General features: G+C 61.5%; 15 protein-coding genes. 6 read left to right on the top strand and 9 right to left on the bottom strand.

The genetic code is table 11. The features are described from left to right. Positions 1–22: 22 nt before the first annotated feature. Positions 23–778: a peroxide stress protein YaaA gene (gene yaaA / locus HJ536_RS03990; protein ID WP_177156740.1), complete on the top strand. Its 756-nt coding sequence runs from the start codon at positions 23–25 to the stop codon at positions 776–778. Here the strand turns inward: yaaA and HJ536_RS03985 are convergent. Next, complete coding sequence (locus HJ536_RS03985) at positions 724–3,273, bottom strand: response regulator (protein WP_177156739.1); 2,550 nt, start codon at positions 3,271–3,273, stop codon at positions 724–726. The two genes, yaaA and HJ536_RS03985, sit on opposite strands and share 55 nt — an antisense overlap. A gap of 72 nt (positions 3,274–3,345) precedes the next feature. Continuing rightward, entirely contained in the window at positions 3,346–4,518 is a 1,173-nt protein-coding gene (locus tag HJ536_RS03980) for an acetyl-CoA C-acyltransferase family protein (protein WP_177156738.1), read from the bottom strand. Positions 4,519–4,668: 150 nt separating this feature from the next. Between HJ536_RS03980 and HJ536_RS03975 the strand changes: the two genes are divergently transcribed. The 3 genes from HJ536_RS03975 to tdh all read left to right on the top strand — a co-directional run bounded on the left by HJ536_RS03975 (position 4,669) and on the right by tdh (position 7,592). Further along, the gene (locus HJ536_RS03975) at positions 4,669–5,247 is read left to right on the top strand and encodes a helix-turn-helix domain-containing protein (RefSeq protein WP_177156737.1); all 579 of its coding nucleotides are present in this window, start codon (positions 4,669–4,671) and stop codon (positions 5,245–5,247) included. 117 nt (positions 5,248–5,364) lie between these two features. Further along, complete coding sequence (locus HJ536_RS03970; protein WP_177156736.1) at positions 5,365–6,552, top strand: glycine C-acetyltransferase; 1,188 nt, start codon at positions 5,365–5,367, stop codon at positions 6,550–6,552. Beyond that, positions 6,549–7,592 (top strand): L-threonine 3-dehydrogenase, encoded by a 1,044-nt coding sequence (gene tdh / locus HJ536_RS03965; RefSeq protein ID WP_177156735.1) that lies wholly within the window; start codon positions 6,549–6,551, stop codon positions 7,590–7,592. Before HJ536_RS03970 ends, tdh begins: the two co-directional genes overlap by 4 nt. Positions 7,593–7,837: 245 nt before the next feature. On the opposite strand, the gene HJ536_RS03960 is transcribed toward tdh, so the two are convergent. From HJ536_RS03960 to HJ536_RS03950, 3 genes are all read right to left on the bottom strand, one after another. Next, on the bottom strand, positions 7,838–8,581 hold the full coding sequence (locus HJ536_RS03960) for a metallophosphoesterase (protein ID WP_177156734.1): 744 nt from the start codon (positions 8,579–8,581) through the stop codon (positions 7,838–7,840). A 75-nt stretch (positions 8,582–8,656) separates the two neighbouring features. Continuing rightward, a complete protein-coding gene (gene serA, locus HJ536_RS03955) occupies positions 8,657–10,252 on the bottom strand; it encodes a phosphoglycerate dehydrogenase (protein WP_176852322.1) in 1,596 nt (531 codons plus the stop codon). 72 nt (positions 10,253–10,324) lie between these two features. Next, the gene (locus HJ536_RS03950) at positions 10,325–11,470 is read right to left on the bottom strand and encodes a phosphoserine transaminase (protein ID WP_176852323.1); all 1,146 of its coding nucleotides are present in this window, start codon (positions 11,468–11,470) and stop codon (positions 10,325–10,327) included. A 160-nt stretch (positions 11,471–11,630) separates the two neighbouring features. Between HJ536_RS03950 and serB the strand changes: the two genes are divergently transcribed. Next, the gene (gene serB, locus HJ536_RS03945) at positions 11,631–12,506 is read left to right on the top strand and encodes a phosphoserine phosphatase SerB (RefSeq protein ID WP_177156733.1); all 876 of its coding nucleotides are present in this window, start codon (positions 11,631–11,633) and stop codon (positions 12,504–12,506) included. Between the two features lie 85 nt (positions 12,507–12,591). Here serB and HJ536_RS03940 read toward each other — a convergent pair whose 3' ends face one another. Beyond that, a complete protein-coding gene (locus tag HJ536_RS03940) occupies positions 12,592–13,143 on the bottom strand; it encodes a prolyl hydroxylase family protein (RefSeq protein WP_177156732.1) in 552 nt (183 codons plus the stop codon). Positions 13,144–13,300: 157 nt separating this feature from the next. Next, positions 13,301–14,959: an NAD+ synthase gene (locus HJ536_RS03935; protein ID WP_177156731.1), complete on the bottom strand. Its 1,659-nt coding sequence runs from the start codon at positions 14,957–14,959 to the stop codon at positions 13,301–13,303. Between the two features lie 166 nt (positions 14,960–15,125). Here HJ536_RS03935 and HJ536_RS03930 point away from each other — a divergent pair, with 166 nt between their 5' ends. Further along, positions 15,126–16,664 (top strand): MORN repeat-containing protein, encoded by a 1,539-nt coding sequence (locus tag HJ536_RS03930; protein ID WP_177156730.1) that lies wholly within the window; start codon positions 15,126–15,128, stop codon positions 16,662–16,664. Between the two features lie 9 nt (positions 16,665–16,673). Here HJ536_RS03930 and HJ536_RS03925 read toward each other — a convergent pair whose 3' ends face one another. Together HJ536_RS03925 and HJ536_RS03920 are read right to left on the bottom strand one after the other, a co-directional pair. Further along, positions 16,674–18,206 (bottom strand): cryptochrome/photolyase family protein, encoded by a 1,533-nt coding sequence (locus tag HJ536_RS03925; protein ID WP_338082405.1) that lies wholly within the window; start codon positions 18,204–18,206, stop codon positions 16,674–16,676. Further along, complete coding sequence (locus HJ536_RS03920; RefSeq protein WP_177156729.1) at positions 18,203–18,868, bottom strand: SDR family NAD(P)-dependent oxidoreductase; 666 nt, start codon at positions 18,866–18,868, stop codon at positions 18,203–18,205. Before HJ536_RS03920 ends, HJ536_RS03925 begins: the two co-directional genes overlap by 4 nt. Positions 18,869–18,885: the final 17 nt, after the last annotated feature.

The raw sequence follows: 18,885 nt of genomic DNA, 5'->3' as shown, positions 1-18,885 counted from the left end.
GCGAAAGACTAAGGAGACAGACATGCTGGCAGTCCTTTCGCCCGCCAAAAAGATGGACATGGAGCCCCGCGACGGCACCACAACCACCCCCGATTTCTGGGAGAGCGCCGTTGAATTGGCCGGAGTGGCCCGCGAACTGACTGCTGCCGATCTGTCGAAGCTGATGCATATTAGCGATGCCCTGGGAAAACTGAACGAAGAGCGTTTCGCCAATTTTGGTGAACAGGATCGCAAGGCCGCCGTCTATGCCTTTGCCGGCGACACCTATCAGGGGCTCGAGGCCAAGACGCTGGACGAAGACGCGATGCGTTGGGCCGACGACCATTTGCGGATTTTGTCCGGCCTTTACGGGGTGTTGCGTCCCCGCGATGCGATTGAACCCTACCGTCTGGAAATGGGAAGCCGCCTGAAAAACCCGCGCGGCAAGAACCTCTATGACTATTGGGGTCCGCGGTTGTCCGAGGCATTGAATGCCCAAGGTCAGGCCGCGAAAACCGATATCTTGGTTAATTGCGCCAGTCAGGAATACTTTGGCGCCGTGGACCAGAAGGCCTTGAACCTGCGGGTCATCTCCCCCGTGTTCATGGAAGAAAAGAACGGCACGCCCAAGATCGTCAGCTTCTACGCCAAAAAGGCCCGTGGCTCGATGGCGCGCTTTATGATGGAAAACCGGCTGACCGATCCGGAGGCGCTGAAGGATTTTGACCTTGGGGGCTATGCTTATCAGCCCGACCTGAGCGAGGGCGACAAACTGGTCTTCGTGCGCCCCGCCGTCTGAAGCTCTTGTTTCCGCAGTTCAATCTGCTCCAGAACCTCTGCTTTGCGCAGGGGTTTTGTGAGATACTGGTCCGCCCCGGCCTCTAGCATTTCTGCCTTATCCTCGGGCAAGGCATGGGCCGTCATGGCGATCACGGGGGTGCGGGGCCAGTTTTGTGCGGCTTCTTCTGTGCGGATCCGGCGGGTGGCCTCTTTGCCGTCCATGCCGGGCATCGAGATATCCATGAACACCAAATCGGGGCGGATTTTTGGGAACAGATCCACCGCCTCGGCCCCGTTATTGGCAAAGGTCAGGTCGATCCCCGCACCCTTAACCATCTTGCTGAAAACCAGTTGGTTGGTCTTGTTATCCTCGGCCGCAAGAACCCGCAGGGGCATGTCTGCGGAGGGTTCCGCAGGCTTCACCTCGACCACCGGTTCGGGCGCCGTTTCGGCAAGATCCTGCAGCGTGGTGTACAGGAAGTCCCTCGGGATCGGCTTTTGCAGGATGCGTTTGAACAGGTGCTTGGATGGGTCGTTCGCCGCCGCCCCGGGGTTCGAGGACAGCAGCACCATCGGTAGGCCAATCCCTTGGTCCGTGAGCGCCTGAGCCAGCTCCAGCCCATCCATCCCCGGCATATGGTGATCGGTCAGCAGCACGTCATAGCGGGGATCATCCTGCAGAACGGCCAAAACCGCGGGGCCATCGTGGACCGCCGTAACCTCAATCCCCATGAGGGACAGCTGCTTTTCCAGAATGGTCAAGTTCGTCGACTGATCATCCGCGATCAGGGCGCGGCGGATGCGTTGGCCGACGGCGGGGGGAGGGGCAGAATTGCCCTCTTCGGGAAGGGGCACGCGGAACCCGAAGCAAGTGCCCTTGTCCGGTTCGGATTCGCACCAGAGGTCCCCTCGCATCAGGTCGATCAGGCGGCGGGTGATGGCCAGCCCCAAGCCAGTGCCCTCGAATTTGCGGTTCCGGTCATCCTCGACCTGATTGAACTCGCCAAAAATGTGCTCAATCATGTCAGGGGCGATGCCGATGCCGGTGTCTTCGATCAGCACGTGGACGTTGGCCGCTCCATCCGATTTATGACCGGTGACGCGAACCAGAACATGACCCGTTTCCGTGAATTTCACCGCATTTCCGATGAGGTTGGTTAATATCTGCCGGATGCGCCCCGGATCACCGATGAACCGCGTGGGCATGAAAAGGTCGTAATCCAGCAGCAGCGACAGACCCTTTTCCCGCGCTTTGGGCTGGAGGAGCATGAGGATTTCGTGGATGCACCGCTCCAGATCGAAGGGGGTGTTGTGCAGGGCCATCTTGCCCGCCTCGATCTTGGAATAATCGAGAACGTCGTTAATGATGACCAGCAGAGCCTCGGCCGAATTGCGGATCGTATCCACGTAAAGGCGCTGCTCTTCATCCAGATCGGTGTCCCCCAGCAAATCGGCCATCCCCATGACACCGTTCATCGGCGTGCGGATTTCGTGGCTCATGTTTGCAAGGAAGCTGGACTTCGCCCGCGATGCGGCCTCGGCGCGGACCTTGGCGTCTTTGAGTTCGGCTTGGGTCCGTTTGGTCTGGGTGATGTCCACGCGCAGGCCCACGCGGCCGCCGTCGGGGGTCATATGCTCCAGAATGCGCAGCCAGCGACCGTCGCTCATTTGCTGTTCGTGCTCGGTGCCAAGGCGGTGACGGGACAGACGGCGTTCCAGCCATTCCTCCTCGTGGCCCAAAGCCTCGGCGTATTGGCCGCGGTCCAGACCAAAGCGCAAGATATCCTCGAAATTCGCACCGGGGATCAGCGCGGGCGCGGTGTCGGCGTAGTATTCGCGGAAAGTATCGTTGCAGGTGATCAGGCGATCATCTTGATCATACAGAATAAATCCGTCCGGCACGGAATGCACAGCGGCCCACAAGCGCATCAGATCGGTCACGTTGATCCCCAGTGTCACCATCCCGCCTTGGGGGGTGCGCTGATCGACCAGCTTGATGAACTGACCATTCCAGAGGCGCAGAACCTCGGGTTCTGGCGTCGGGGTTTGCCAACGCTGGATCATCCGCTGACACCAGTCCGAGGCCGTTTCACCCTGCAAATCCACCGTCCCTTCGAAGGCCAAAGCATGGATAATGCTGGTGTAACTGACCCCTTCCTGGATGTCGGACAGACCGTCAAAGATGTTCAGATAGGCGCGGTTCGCCAAGATTAGGCGGGCATTTTCATCAAACAGGGCAAAGCCGTCCTGCACCGCCTCGAGCGCCTGCCACAGGCGCATTTCGGCGACCTCGGCCTTGGTCATCGCGACCCCAAGGTCGATCAGAACGCGGCTGTGGTCTTTGCGGATGGTTTCGACCTCTTGGCGGGTTTCGGCAAGGTCGGCGGACAAAGCCTCTGCGTGACGGCCAAGCTTGCGATTGGCCGCACTCAGTTCTTCCTGCTTCATCTCGAGCAAGCGTTCCGCAGCGAGCCGCGCGCGCCGCTCCTGAGCCAGTCTGGAGGCCAGATCCATAGGACGATTCCCTGTTCCGTATGCAGGCAACCTGACGGAACAGGGTGAATAGGCCCTTAAAATTCGGGCGGTTTAGCGCTCGATGGCCAGCGCGATGCCTTGGCCGCCGCCGATGCACATGGTGATCAGGGCGCGTTTGCCGCCGATCCGCTCTAGCTCGTACATGGCTTTGACGGTGATGATCGCGCCGGTCGCGCCCACGGGATGGCCCATCGCGATGGCGCCGCCGTTGGGGTTCACCTTGGCGGGGTCCAGTCCCAAGGCGCGGTTCACGGCGATGGCCTGCGCGGCGAAGGCTTCGTTCGATTCAATCACGTCGAAGTCGTCCACGGTCAGTCCGGTTTTCGCCAACAGCGCCTGAACGGCGGGCACGGGGCCGATGCCCATGACCTCTGGCCGGACACCTGCGTGGGCGTAACCGATGATGCGGGCGCGGGGCGTCAGGCCCGCCTTCTCCGCCGCATCCTCGCGGGCCAGGACCAGAGACGCCGCGCCATCGTTCAGGCCGCTCGCGTTCCCGGCGGTGACAGTGCCGCCCTTCTGGAACGCGGGACGCAGACCGGCGAGCGTTTCCAAGGTGGTCGCTTTGGGGTGTTCGTCGGTGACAAAGGGCACCAGATCGCGCTTGCGCATCACCTCGACCGGCACGATCTGATCGGCGAAATGGCCCGCCTCGATCGCCGCAGCCGTGCGCCGCTGGCTTTCCACGGCAAAGGCGTCCTGATCCTCTCGGCTGACGTTATGCTCGGAGGCGACATTCTCGGCGGTAATACCCATGTGGCCGGTGCCAAAGGGGCAGTTCAGCGCCCCCAGCATCATGTCCTGCGCCTGCATATCGCCCATCTTCACGCCCCACCGCGCCCCCGGCACGATATAGGGCGAGCGGCTCATGCTCTCGGCCCCGCCAGCCAGAGCGAATTCGGCATCCCCCAGCATCAACGATTGCGCCGACGAAATAATCGCCTGCACGCCCGAACCACAGAGCCGGTTCACGTTCATCGCGGGCACGGTGTCGGGAATGCCAGCGTCCATCGCGGCCACGCGCGACAGGTACATATCGCGGGGCTGGGTGTTGATGATGTGGCCATAGACGACATGGCCAATCTGCTCGGGGGCAACGCCCGCCCGCTCCATCGCGGCTTTGGCTGTGATGGTGCCCAAGGCCGCCGGTTCAATCGCGGCCAGACTGCCGCCAAAGGTGCCAATCGCGGTGCGCGCACCGCCCAAAATTACGATACCTGTCATGGGTTGCTCCTCCCCTCTGGTTGCGGACAGCCTAACGCCGCGCCCTTTGGCCTGTCATTAAAACGTGGGGTCATGATTTTTATGTCGCAGCGTCACGGGGGGCCTTTCCGGCGACTTGACTTGCCGCACGCGCAAAGGCTTAGTTCCGCTATGACGGATAATTCCTCCACCCCCGAAACCGAAGTCCTGTCCCTGCTGCCCACCCGCCTGCGCACCGCGCGTCGGGACAAAGGACTGTCGCTGGACGCTGTGGCGAAACTGTCGGGCGTGTCCCGCAGCATGGTCAGCCAGATCGAGCGTGGGGAATCCAGCCCCACCATCGCGACTCTGTGGAACCTGACCCGCGCCTTGCAGGTGGATTTCGCGGGGCTGCTTGAGGGCGTGGACGAACCCGCAGGGATCGAGGTTCTGCGCAACGCCCACGTGCCGCTGATCGCCAATGCGGGTCAGGGATGCTCAATCCGGATCCTGTCCCCGCCAGAGGAAGTCGGCCGGCACGAGGTCTATGACATTCGATTCAAGGAAAACGGCATTCTGGACAGCGCCCCCCACAAACGCGGCGCCCGAGAGCATCTGACGGTGATCACGGGCAACGTGCGGATCAAGGCAGGCCAGCAGGTCGAATTGCTCGGTCCCGGTGATACGGCGCGCTACCCCGTGGACCAGCCCCACACCATCAGCGCCGAGGCTGGCCCCGCACAGGTTTTCCTGGTCGTGCAGGACGCCTGATCAGCCCACAGACATGAAATTCCGAAATCACGGAAATTTTCCCCGAAATTGGAAATCCAGTATTTTGGAATTTCATCCGCCATGCTACCGTCTCCGAAATTCATTCGGAGGCGATTCATGTCCACGGCATTTCTGAACCAGATCAAACAGACCCTGCACGAGATCGAAGCAGAGGGTTTGATGAAGCGCGAACGCCTGATCACTTCGCCCCAAGCGGGCCGCGTGACTGTTGGCGGGCGCGAACTTCTGAACCTCTGCGCGAACAACTATCTTGGGCTAGCGGACCACCCCGACCTGATCGCCGCAGCCAAAGGCGCGATGGACGATCATGGGTACGGCATGGCTTCGGTCCGGTTTATTTGCGGCACTCAGGACCTGCACCGCGAGTTGGAGCAGCGACTGGCCGAGTTCCTGGGGAAGGACGATGCGATCCTGTTCGCCGCCTGTTTCGACGCGAATGGCGCACTGTTCGAACCCCTGCTGGGGCCCGAGGATGCCATTATCTCGGACGCGCTGAACCATGCCTCGATCATTGACGGCATCCGCCTGTGCAAAGCGCGGCGCTACCGCTACGCCAATTCCGACATGGCGGATCTGGAGGCCAAGCTGATCGAAGCCCGAGAGGCTGGCGCGCGCCACATCATGATCGCCACGGACGGCGTATTTAGCATGGACGGCTATCTGGCGAACCTGCCGCAGATCACCCACTTGGCCGCGCAGTACGGCGCGATCACCATGGTGGATGACTGCCACTCGACCGGCTTCATGGGTCCCAAAGGCGCAGGAACCGCAGCACACCAAGGTGTCGATGTGGACATCCTGACCGGCACCTTGGGCAAGGCCTTGGGTGGCGCTTTGGGCGGCTATATCGCTGGCCCCCAACCCGTGATCGACCTGCTGCGCCAGCGCGCGCGGCCCTATCTGTTCTCGAACGCGCTGCCGCCGTCGGTGGTGGCCGCCGGGATCAAGGCGCTGGACCTTGTGGAGCAGGGCGACGCTCTGCGTGCGCAACTGTTCGAGAACGCAAAATACTGGCGGGCGGGGCTGACCGATCTGGGCTTTGACCTGCTGCCCGGTGAGCACCCCATCATCCCCGTCATGCTGGGTGAGGCGCAAAAGGCCCAAGACATGGCGAACGCTCTGTTCGAACAGGGTGTCTATGTCTCCGGCTTCTTCTTCCCCGTTGTCCCCAAGGGCCAAGCCCGCATCCGCACCCAGATGAATGCCTCCCTGACCCGAGAGGATCTGGATTTCGGCCTTAACGCCTTTGCCAACGCTGGCCGCAAGATCGGAGTGATCGCATGACCCGCCCCAACACCATGAGCGCGCTGGTCAAGGCGCAGCCCGCTGTCGGCCTTTGGCAGGAACAGCGCCCCGTGCCCGAGATTGGCCCCGACGATGTGCTGATCCGCGTCAAGAAAACCGGCATCTGCGGGACTGACATTCACATCTGGAACTGGGACGAGTGGGCGCAGAAGACCGTTCCCGTCCCGCTGGTCACCGGCCACGAATTCGCCGGTGAAATCGTGGATATGGGCCGCAATGTCGAAGGGCTATCCATTGGCCAACGGTGCAGTGGCGAAGGCCACCTGATCGGCAAAACCAGCCGCCAGAGCCGCGCGGGCCGGTTCCATCTGGACCCCGAAACGCGGGGAATCGGGGTGAATGAACAGGGGGCGTTTGCCGAATACCTGCGTCTGCCTGCGTTCAACGTGGTGCCCCTGCCCGACGAGATCAGCGATGATATCGGCGCGATCCTCGACCCGCTGGGGAACGCGGTTCACACGGCGCTGAGCTTTGATCTGTTGGGCGAGGACGTGCTGATCACCGGCGCAGGCCCCATTGGGATCATGGCCGCTGCCGTTGCCCGCCACGCAGGTGCGCGTCATGTGGTGATTACGGATGTGAACCCCGACCGCTTGGCCCTCGCTGGTCAGGTCGCGGATGTGACCCCCGTGAACGTCGCCCAAGAAGACCTGAAAGACGTCATCGCCCGCCTCAAGATGAAGCAGGGGTTCGACGTGGGACTAGAGATGTCCGGCAGCCAGCAGGCGCTTGATCAGATGGTCGAGGCGCTGGTGATGGGCGGGCGGATCGCTCTGCTGGGGATACCGCCGGGCAAGAGCCCCGTGGATTGGTCGCGCATCGTCTTCAAGGCCATCACCATCAAAGGCGTCTATGGCCGCGAGATTTTCGAGACCTGGTACAAGATGATTGCCATGCTGCAAAACGGCCTCGACGTGAGCCGTGTCATCACCCACCGGTTCAACAAAAACGACTACGCCGAAGCATTCGAGATCATGCGCTCGGGCAAGTCCGGCAAAATTGTTCTGGACTGGACCTGACGCCCCCTTTTCGCAATCGCAGAAATGCAGCGGGCTGTGTTTTTTGTCGGGAACTTTCCCGTTACTTAGGTGTTTGTGCAACGAGTGGATTTGATCCAACCCGCTCTGCCAGAAACCTAGGTCTGCGATTTCCGCGGCATGGTGGCAATTCCCGCTATGCGGGGCGCGCTCCCCAAAGGGCGCCTTGAAGTCGAAGACCTTTGTTTTAGTTCAAAGGGGAGAGTTGCGAAGCCTCTCCCCTTTTTTTATTGCTGAACGGCGACTGGAACGCGGCCATCTTCGGTAAGCTGCCAAACATCGCGACCTTCGATCACGACCGCAGAAATCGGGCCGCCATAGGCCGCGCCTGTGTCCACGTTCAGGCGGTTGCCATAGTGGGTCACGTTGTCGATCACCGTGTGGCCGTGAATGATCAGCGGGCCGAAGGGGTCTTTGTGATCGTGAAAATCGCCCCTGATCCAGACCAGATCATCCTGCGCCTGCTTGTCCAGCGGCACGTTCGGGCGCACCCCAGCGTGCACGAAATAGTGGTCCCCCTGCCAGTGGTATTCCTTGAGCTGGGTGATGAAGTGCAAATCCTCGGCCGGGACTTTGGCGCGGCCCTCGGCATGGATTTCCCACACCGGACGGTCGTCCGACACATCCACCCCGTAAGAGGCCAGCGTCTTGCGGCCGCCAATGTTGATGTCCAGCATCAGCCAGTGCAGGTCATTGCGCAGGGGATCTGGCTGCTCGACCGGCTGCAAGAAGTACCACATCATCCGGTCGTGGTTACCCAGAATATTGACCCAAGGTTGCCCCGCCTGCACCCCGTCCCGCACGTAATCAATAACACCGCGCACATCGGGCCCACGGTCGGCGAAATCCCCCAGATGCACCACCGGCGCGTCATGGTCACCGGTGAGGGCGCGGTCAGCCTCGATCAGGCGGTGGACGGCTTGCAGTTTATCCAGATGTCCGTGGATGTCCCCGATTGCGTAACTGCGCATGTCGCCTCCTGAAAATAATAAAAAGCCTGCCGCATTACTGCGACAGGCCTGATCTCTAGCACAGCGAAAAGCTGATTACTTGACGTCGAAGTGAAGCGGCTTGACCTGCTTGAACTTGCCGGTCGCTTTCAGAGCCGAAACGACGGTCTCTTCGATGGGGGCGTCAACGTACAGAACAGCGATCGCTTCCGAACCTGCTGCCTTGCGGCCCAGGGTGAAGTTCGCGATGTTCACGCCGTTTTCACCCAGCACGCCGCCGAGGGTACCGATGATGCCGGGAACGTCCTCGTTGGTGGTGTAGAGCATGTTTTCACCGATTTCTGCGTCGATGTTGATGCCCTTGATCTGGATGAAGCGGGGCTTGCCGTCAGAGAATACGGTGCCTGCGATCGAACGCTCGCGCTTCTCGGTGACGACGGTCACTTTGATGTAGCCTTCGAATGCGCCCGACTTGTCCTGAGTGGTGGTCGAGATCTGCACGCCGCGCTCTTTGGCGATGACGGGTGCGGAAACCATGTTCACGTCAGGGTTGGTCGCCTGCATGATGCCAGCCACAACAGCCGAGGTCAGCGCGTCGGTGTTCATGTCGGCAGCAACGCCATCGTACAGAACGTTGATCGCGGTGATCGCTTCTTCGGTCATCTGGCCGATGAACGCGCCTTCGTGGCCTGCCAGCTTGATCCAGGGGCCCATGATCTTGGCTTCTTCGGCAGTGATCGAGGGCATGTTCAGCGCGTTTTCAACGGCACCGGTCAGCAGGTAGTTCGACATCTGCTCTGCAACCTGCAGGGCGACGTTTTCCTGTGCTTCGGTGGTCGATGCGCCCAGGTGGGGGGTGCATACAACGTTGGGCAGGTTGAACAGAACGTTCTCGGTCGCGGGCTCTACGGCGAACACGTCAAAGCCTGCGCCAGCAACGTGGCCCGACTTCAGCAGTTCTGCCAGTGCTTCTTCGTCAACCAGACCGCCGCGGGCACAGTTGATGATGCGCACGCCGGGCTTGGTTTTCGCCAGGTTTTCACGCGACAGGATGTTGCGGGTGCCGTCGGTCAGCGGAACGTGCAGAGTAATGAAGTCCGAACGCTTCAGCAGCTCTTCCAGCTCGACTTTCTCGACCTGCATCTTCTCGGCCTTCTCTTCCGACAGGAAGGGGTCGAACGCGATGACTTTCATTTTCAGGCCGCGGGCACGGTCACAAACGATGCCACCGATGTTGCCTGCGCCGATCACGCCAAGGGTCTTGCCGGTCAGCTCGACGCCCATAAAGCGGTTCTTTTCCCACTTGCCAGCGTGGGTCGATTCCGACGCCTCGGGCAGCTGGCGCGCAACAGCGAACATCATCGCGATGGCGTGCTCGGCGGTGGTGATCATGTTGCCGAAGGGGGTGTTCATGACGATCACGCCGTGCTTCGAAGCAGCTTCTTTGTCGACGTTGTCGGTGCCGATACCTGCGCGGCCAACGACCTTAAGGTTGGTGGCTTTTTCCAGCAGGGCTGCGGTCACTTTGGTAGCCGAGCGGATCGCCAGACCATCGTAGTTGCCGATGATTTCGGCCAGAGCGTCTTTGTCTTTGCCGAGCTTGGGCATGAAGTCGACTTCGATGCCACGATCACGGAAGATCTGAACTGCGGTTTCGGACAGGCTGTCGGATACGAGAACTTTGGGGGCCATGAGACTGGTCCTTTGAATCTGGGAATTCGGGGGATGGGTCGGGGGCGTCAGAGCGCCCCCGTATTGGATCGCTTAGGCTTGCGCTTCGATTTCAGCTTCGAAGGCCCATTCCAGCCAGGGCAGCAGAGCCGCAACATCTGCGGTCTCGACGGTGGCGCCACACCAGATCCGCAGACCGGCGGGGGCATCACGGTAGGCGCCGATGTCCAGCGCGATGCCTTCTTTTTCCAGACGCTTCGCAACGGCTTTGGCGAAAACTGCGCCGTCCTTGATGCGGTCGTCGGTGAACTTCAGGCAGACCGAGGTGTTCGAGCGGGTTTCCGCAACTTCGGCCAGGTTCGCGATCCAGTCTTTCTGGTCGCAGAAGTCGAAGATCGCCTGAGCGTTCGCATCAGCGCGCGCCTGCAGAGCGGTCAGACCACCGATTTCCTTGGCCCACTTCAGGGCGACCAGGTAATCCTCGACGGCCAGCATCGACGGGGTGTTGATGGTTTCACCAACAAAGATACCTTCGATCACCTTGCCGCCTTTGGTCATGCGGAAGATTTTCGGCAGGGGCCATGCGGGGGTGTAGGATTCCAGACGCTCGACGGCGCGGGGCGACAGGATGATGATGCCGTGTGCGCCTTCGCCGCCCATGACCTTCTGCCAAGAGAAGGTGGTGACGTCGAGCTTGGCCCAATCCAGGTTCTGAGCAAATGCGGCCGAGGTGGCGTCGCAGATGGTCAGACCTTCGCGGTCGGCGGCAATCCAGTCAGCGTTCGGAACGCGGACGCCAGCGGTGGTACCGTTCCAGGTGAAAACAACGTCGGTGTTGAAATCGACGGTCGCCAGATCGGGCAGCAGGCCGTAGTCGGCGGTGCGCACTTCGGCGTCGAGTTTCAGCTGTTTGACAACGTCGGTGACCCAGCCCGAACCAAAGCTTTCCCATGCCAGCATGGTGACTTTGCGTGCACCCAGAAGCGACCACAGGGCCATTTCCACAGCGCCGGTGTCCGATGCCGGAACGATACCGATACGGTAGTCAGCAGGTACACCCAGAATTTCACGGGTTTCCTCGATGGCGGCCTTCAGCTTTTCTTTGCCGACGGCGGCGCGGTGCGAACGGCCCAGTGCGGCGTCCGACAGCATATCCAGCGAGAAGTTGGGGATTTTGGCGCAGGGGCCAGAGGAGAAACGCGGGTTTGCGGGCCGCGAGGTCGGTTGTGCGATAGCCATTGCTGGTATCCTTCCAGATAAGCGCCTCTCGTTGGGGAGAGGTGTCCCGCCGACGCAGATACGGCCCTTCGCGGGGTTTCACAATAGCCATTTTGTCGCTATAGCGCCGCTTGAGACATCAAAAACGACTACGTTTGTTCCCTATAGGAAACTTACCCCCATGTATGTGGCAACCCTTATGACCAATCCGGCGAATCCCGTGCTGGAAACCGTGCTTGTTGATTCTCTGCGTAATGCGTGGGGCGGGGGCGATATCCAGTGGCTTTGCCCCGATGTCGCCGCCGAGTTTTCTCTGGATGTGATTCCCGACAACCGTTGGGACGTCTGGGAAGACCTGCAGAAGCAAGGCGTGGACCTGGTGATCCAGCCCGCCGAGGGTCGCAAAAAGAAAATGCTGCTGGCCGACATGGACAGCACCATGATCCAGCAGGAATGCATCGACGAGCTGGCCGACGAGGCTGGTGTGGGCGAGCGCGTCAAAGACATCACAGCCCGCGCCATGAACGGCGAGCTGGACTTCGAAGGCGCCCTGACCGAGCGCGTGGGCCTGCTGAAAGGCCTGCCCGAGAGCGTGATCGACAAGGTTCTGGCCGAGCGCATCACCTTTATGCCCGGCGGCCGCGAGCTGCTGGCCACCATGAAGGCGAACGGCGGCTACTGCGCGCTAGTGTCGGGTGGGTTCACTGCGTTTACCGCCAAAGTGGCGGCTGAACTGGGCTTTGACGAGAACCGCGCGAATACCCTGATCGCGGCGGATGGCGAACTGACCGGAGAGGTGGGTCGCCCGATTCTGGGCCGCGAAGCCAAGGTTCAGGCGCTGGAAGAGATCAGCGCACGTCTGGGTCTGACCGAGGCGGACGTGATTGCCGTGGGTGACGGTGCAAACGATCTGGGGATGCTGGGGCTGGCGGGGGCCGGTGTGGCGCTGCACGCCAAGCCTTCGGTCGCGGCGCAATGCGATATCCGCATCAACAACGGTGACCTGAGCGCGCTGCTGTACATTCAGGGCTACGCGAAGACCGAATTCGTCGGATAACGGGGGCGCGGCTAACGCCGCGCAGCCTTCGGCGAGGGTATTTTTACCAAGATGAAGGGGCCGGTGTGGCCCCTTTTGTTTTGGGTTAGCGGAAAGGTGTTCCGTGGCTCCAGATCGTGAGGCTCTGGCGGGTGCCTTCGGTGACGGGGCTGACGCGGTGCATCATGAAGCTGGGGAACAGGGTCGCGGTGCCGCGGGCCGTGTTGGCGGTGATGTGGTCGCGGCCGGTCATAAGCTCTAACGCGCCGCCCTGATAGGCGTCGGGCTCCGAGAGTTGGACCACCATGGTCAGTTTGCGGCGGCTGGCGATGCGGCCTTCGCCGATGTCCGAGTGCCAGTCAAAGTGCCCACCCGCGCTGGCGCGGTAGGTGGCGACTTGGGCGCTTTCGGCGAATTCGGTGACGTCGAAGTCAAAGACATCACGGTTGGCCACGCGCACCAGTTGCAGGATGCGGTCCATCACCCATTCAGTGTCCGGCTGTTCGTCCAGCCAGACCAGTTCGGCGCGGCGATAGTTGTGGTCGCGCTGGTCGCGGACCAGCTTGGCGTCACTGGGGATGGCTGCATTGGTGATTTCGACGATGCGGTCGCATTCGGCGGCGCTAAAGGCCTCCGGTACCTGCTGCACAGTGATCATGGGGAACAGTCCGTAAAAGTTGTAGTCGGAACCGTCCCGTTAGGCATCAGGCCGCGAGTCGTCTTGCCAGATTTCGACACCGCAGCATGAAACCGACATCAAAATCCGCAGGGGCCGCGATTGCGGTTTTACCCCAGCGGATTCGGGAATTTCAGGGTTACCGGCCCGTGCGGAAGCGGTTCACGATGGGATAGCGGCGGTCCATCCAGAACGCCTTGTTGGTCAGGCGCGTGCCGGGGGCCGCTTGGTAGCGCTTCCACTCGTTAATGTAGAGCAGATGTTCGATCCGCTTGCAGGTGTCGCGGTCGTACCCGCGCGAGACCAGATCATCCACCGACTCTTCGTGATCGACCAGCGCGGTCAGGATCGCGTCCAGCACGTCGTAGGGGGGCAGGCTGTCCTCGTCCTTTTGGTCGGGACGGAGCTCGGCGCTGGGGGGCTTGGTGATGATGCGGGGCGGGCAGACCTCGCCTTCGGGGCCCTTCATCCACGGGCGATGGTGGGCGTTGCGCCAGCGGCAGGTCTCGAACACGCGGGTTTTGTACATGTCCTTGATCGGGTTGTAGCCGCCGTTCATGTCGCCGTAGATCGTGCAGTAGCCGGTGGCCATTTCCGATTTGTTGCCGGTTGTCAGCAGCATTTCCCCGAACTTGTTGGACAGCGCCATCAGGATTGTGCCGCGAATACGGGACTGGATGTTTTCCTCGGTCACGTCTTGGGGCATGCCTTCAAACATGGGGGTCAGCGTTGCAGTAAAGGCATCGCGGGCGGGCGTGATCGGGACGGTATGGTATTTCACGCCAAGGTTTTCGGCGATCTCTTTGGCGTCCTCGAGCGAGTGTTCGGAGGTGTATTCGGACGGCAGCATGATGCAGCGCACGTTGTCCGCGCCAATCGCATCCACGGCGACCATCGCGACCAAGGCCGAGTCGATGCCGCCGGACAGGCCCAAGAGCACCTTCTTGAAACCGGACTTGCCAAGGTAATCGCGCAAGGTGACGACCATTGCGTGGTAGTCCTGTTCCCATGCGTCGGGATGGTCGGCCAGCGGAGCCTGCTCGGCCTCCCAGCCGTCATCGGTGCGGTTCAGGGTGATGTGGGCGATAGCCTCTTCGAAGACAGGCAGCAACGCGGCCAGTTTGCCGCCACGGTTCAGCACGAAGGAGCCGCCATCGAACGCCTGATCGTCCTGACCGCCGACCATATTCACATAGACCAGCGGCATGTCATTCTCGATCACTCGGGACACCATGTGGGTCAAGCGCGTGTCGTACTTGTCGCGGCGATAGGGCGAACCGTTGGGGACCACCAGAAACTCGGCACCGGTTTCGGCCAGCGTTTCGGCAACGTCCTCATACCACGCATCCTCGCAGATCGGGGTGCCAATGCGGACGCCGTTCAGCACATAAGGGCCGTTCATGTCGCCGGATTTGAAGGTCCGCACTTCGTCAAAGACGTTGTAGTTCGGCAGGTGGTGCTTCAGCAGTTGGGCGCTGATCTTGCCGCCGTGCAGGACAAAGTACCCATTGTGCAGGTTCGGGCCGACCATCACCGGCGCACCAATGCCAATCGCGGGACCATCGGCACAGTCAGCAGCCAGCGCTTGCAGATGCTCCATGCAGGCGGTTTGCAGGGCAGGCTTCATCACCAGATCCTGCGGGTTGTAGCCCAAAAGGAACATCTCGGGGCATACCACATAGTCCGAACCGGCTGCCTTGGCCTCGGCCCATACCTCGCGCACGCGGTTGGCGTTTGCGGTCAGGTCCCCCATCACGGGGTTCAGCTGGGCCATCGTCAGGCGAAAGGTCTGGGTCATGTCGTTTGCCTCGTGCGGTCAGGTGCAGGGGTCGCGTCCCCTTCGCTTTATCAGAATAGGGGCCGAGGGAAAGAGAGGGCGCGAATTCCATTGCCCGAAGTCGGGGGGTGAATTAGGGTCCATATCGAGTTGATTAATGGGAACTTCCCCGTATCAGGAGGGAAAGATGCGCGATTTCAAAAGCTTTGTGGCGACCACTGCGTTTGCCGTGATGTTGGGCGGATCGGCTCTGGCACAAGACGCGGGCGAGGTGATCACCAAGCAATATGACGATGGTGGCATCTATGAAGGCACGTTCAAGGACGGGCTTCAGGACGGAACCGGCACCTATCGTCTGCCCAACGGATTCACCTATACCGGCGATTGGGTCGCCGGCGAGATCCGCGGCAAAGGCGAGGCACATTTCCCCAACGGGTCGGTCTATGTCGGCGATTTCGCCAAGGGCAAACCCCACGGGATCGGCAAGATCACCTTTGCGGACGGCGGCACCTATGAGGGTGAGTGGGTCGAGGGCGAGATCAGCGGTCAGGGCGTTGCCAACTATGCCACCGGCGTGCGCTATGAGGGCGGGTTCCTCAAGGCGATGCACCACGGCTCGGGCCGTATGGAAAGCCCCGGCGGCTATGTCTACGAAGGCGATTGGGTGAACGGCGTCAAAGAAGGGCGCGGCACCATCACCTATCCCGATGGCGCGGTCTATGAAGGCGAGATCAAGGACGGCACCCGCGCGGGTCAGGGCACTCTGACCATGTCGGACGGCCTGATCTATGAGGGGACATGGTCCAACGGGCAGATCAACGGCTCGGGCAAGCTGACGCTGGCCAATGGCGACGTCTACGAAGGCGAACTGGTCGATGGCAAACGTCAGGGTCAGGGCAAGGTCACCTATGCCAGCGGCGACACCTACGAAGGCGCGTTTCAGGATGACCAGCGCCACGGTCAGGGCACCTTCCGCGGCGCGGACAAGTACACCTATACCGGCAACTGGACCAACGGCGAGATCGAGGGAAAGGGCAAGATGACCTACCCCGACGGCTCGATCTATGACGGCGACGTATCGAAGGGCCTGCCCAACGGCACCGGCACCATCACCTATCCCGACGGCAACAGCTATACCGGCGACTGGCAGGCGGGAGTGATCGAGGGGCAGGGCAAAATCACCTATACCAACGGTCTGGTCTATGAGGGCGGCTTCAAGAACGCCCGCAACGATGGCAAGGGCGTGCTGACCATGCCTGACGGGTATCGCTATGACGGGTCGTGGGTGGATGGCGAACGTCAGGGCCGCGGCGTGGCGACCTATGCAGACGGCACAGTCTATGACGGTGATTTTGTGGCTGGCAAACGTCAGGGCAACGGGACGATCACCATGACCGACGGCTTCAAATACGAAGGCCAGTGGCAGAACGGCGAGATCAGCGGAACCGGCAAGGCGACCTATGCCAACGGCGACGTCTACGAGGGCGAGTTCCTCGAGGGCAAGCGTCAGGGCTATGGCATCATGCGCTATACCACCGGTCAGCAGACCGAAGGCCAGTGGGACAACGGCGCGCTGGTGACCGATGACGCAGCTGCCGCACCGGCCGAGGGGGCAACCGACGCCCCCGCCGTTCCGGACGAGGCCGCAGCCCCCGCAGCAGATGCCGCCCCTGCCGAGGCTCCGGCCACGGAAGCCCCCACCGAAGAAGCACCCAAAACCGAATAAGGGCTGGCGTCAGACGACGCCCCCCTGATCCATACTACGCAAGAGGCTGTCGGCCTCTTGCAGCACGGTCTCGCGGTGATCCGCGTCCATCTTGTCCCACGTCCGGTACATGTTCCCCATCCGCGGGTTCTTCTCGAACCGTTCGCGGTGGCGATCCAGAAAATGCCAGTAGAGCAGGTTAAATGGGCACGCCCCCTGCCCCGTCTTTTTGCTGACGGTGTAGTGGCAGGATTTGCAGTGATCCGACATCCGGTTGATGTAGCTGCCCGAGCTGACATAGGGCTTTGACCCCAGCACCCCGCCATCCGCAAACTGGCTCATCCCGATGGTGTTCGGGGCTTCGACCCATTCATAGGCGTCCGCATACACCGCCAGATACCACTCATGAACCTCGGCGGGATCGACCCCCGCCAGCAGCGCGAAATTTCCTGTGATCATTAGGCGTTGAATGTGGTGGGCATAGGCCTCTTGCTGCGTGGAGGTCACCGCGCATTCCACGCATTTCATACGCGTCTCGGCCCCCCAATAGAACGCTGGCAGCTTGCGCCCGTGCCCTAGCGCGTTATTGGCCATGTAGTCCGGCCCCTTCAGGAAGTAGATGCCCCGCACATATTCCCGCCAGCCGATGATCTGCCGGATGAACCCCTCGACCGCGTTGATGGGCGCGCGGCCCGCCTTGTACTCGGCCTCGGCGGCCTGACAAACCTCGAGCGGGTTCAGCAGCCCCGCGTTGATGTAGGGCGACAGGATCGAATGATAGAGCCACCGCTGATCGGTCAGCATGGCGTCCTGATAATCTCCGAACCGCGCCAAGGCGTTCTTCATGAAATCCGTCATCGCCTCCAGCGCCTGCTCCCGCGTGGTGGCAAAGAAGAACCCGTCGAGCGATCCGAAATGTTTGCCGAACCGCGCACCGACCAAGTCCAGAACCTCCTGCACCTCCTCGTCAGGGTCAAAACGCAGAGGTCCCTTGTGGGTCACCTCGTCGGGCGCAGGTTTGCGGTTCTCGTGGTCGAAATTCCACTTGCCCCCGGCCGGATCATCACCGTCCATCAAGAGCCCCGTCTTGCGCCGCATCTCGCGATAGAAATACTCCATCCGCAGGGCTTTGCGCCCCTCCGCCCAATCCTCGAACTCGGCATGAGAGGCCAGAAACCGGTCATCCCCGAACATGTGAACCGGCACGGGGCAGTTTTCCAATGCCTCGATCAATCGGAACTCACCGGGTTCGGTCGCCAGCACTTCGTGGGCGTCAAACTCTTCGGCCCTGCGCAAGAGCTCTCCGCAGATGCTGTCACTGCCGTCCTGATCGAGCCGCCGATACGCGACCTGCCAGCCATCCTCCTCCAGCGCCCGCGCGAACTTGCGCATGGCGGCGAACAGGAACGCGATCTTTTTGGGGTGATGCTTCACATAGGTCGCCTCGTCAGCAACCTCGGCCATCACAACCACATCGCGGTCCTTATCCCCCTCTCGCAAGGCAGACAGGTCCATCGACAGTTGATCCCCCAGAACCAGTATCAGACGCCGCTTGTCACTCACCACGGGATCTCCTTGGCTGCATAGTCATAAAACCCGCCGGACTGATCCGGTGTCAGCCCCTCGATCACATCCACCAAATGCAAAGCGGCCTCATCGGCAGGCACAGCTGGATGCCGTCCCAGATATTTGCGGGTAAACTCGGTGGCCACAGTGCCGGGATGCAGGGACACGCATATACAGCCGGGATGACTGCGCCCCAACTCGATCGCCACGCCGCGCACGATCTGGTTCACCGCCGCCTTGGCCGCACGATAGCTGTGCCACCCACCCAAGCGGTTGTCCCCGATGCTACCAACCCGCGCGGACAGAACCGCCATCACCGACCGCTCTTCCTTGGGCAGCAGCCGCACCGCCTCGCGCATCATAATCGCAGGCCCGATGCAGTTCACCGCAAACTGATCCGCCATCGCCTTGGCATCCAGCTGCCGCACAGACTTCTCCGGCGCAGCCCCATCCACCTCCAAGGCCCCCGTCGCACAAACCACCACGTCAAACAGCCCCTCCAGTCGCGCAAACGCTGCAACGACCGAAGCCTCATCCGTCACATCCAGCCCGTCCGCCGACCGCGACAGCCCCGTCACGTCATAGCCGCGCGCCCCTAGCTCCCTCACCAAGGCCGACCCGATTCCCCCCGAGGCTCCGATCACCAACGCCCGCGCCATGCCGCCCCTCCCAGACC

It is taken from the genome of Donghicola mangrovi, from assembly GCF_013377535.1.
In the GTDB taxonomy this organism is placed as follows: Bacteria; Pseudomonadota; Alphaproteobacteria; order Rhodobacterales; family Rhodobacteraceae; genus Donghicola; species Donghicola mangrovi.
The sequence above is the reverse complement of the archived record's forward strand: the minus strand, read 5'-3'. Positions and strand labels throughout refer to the sequence as shown.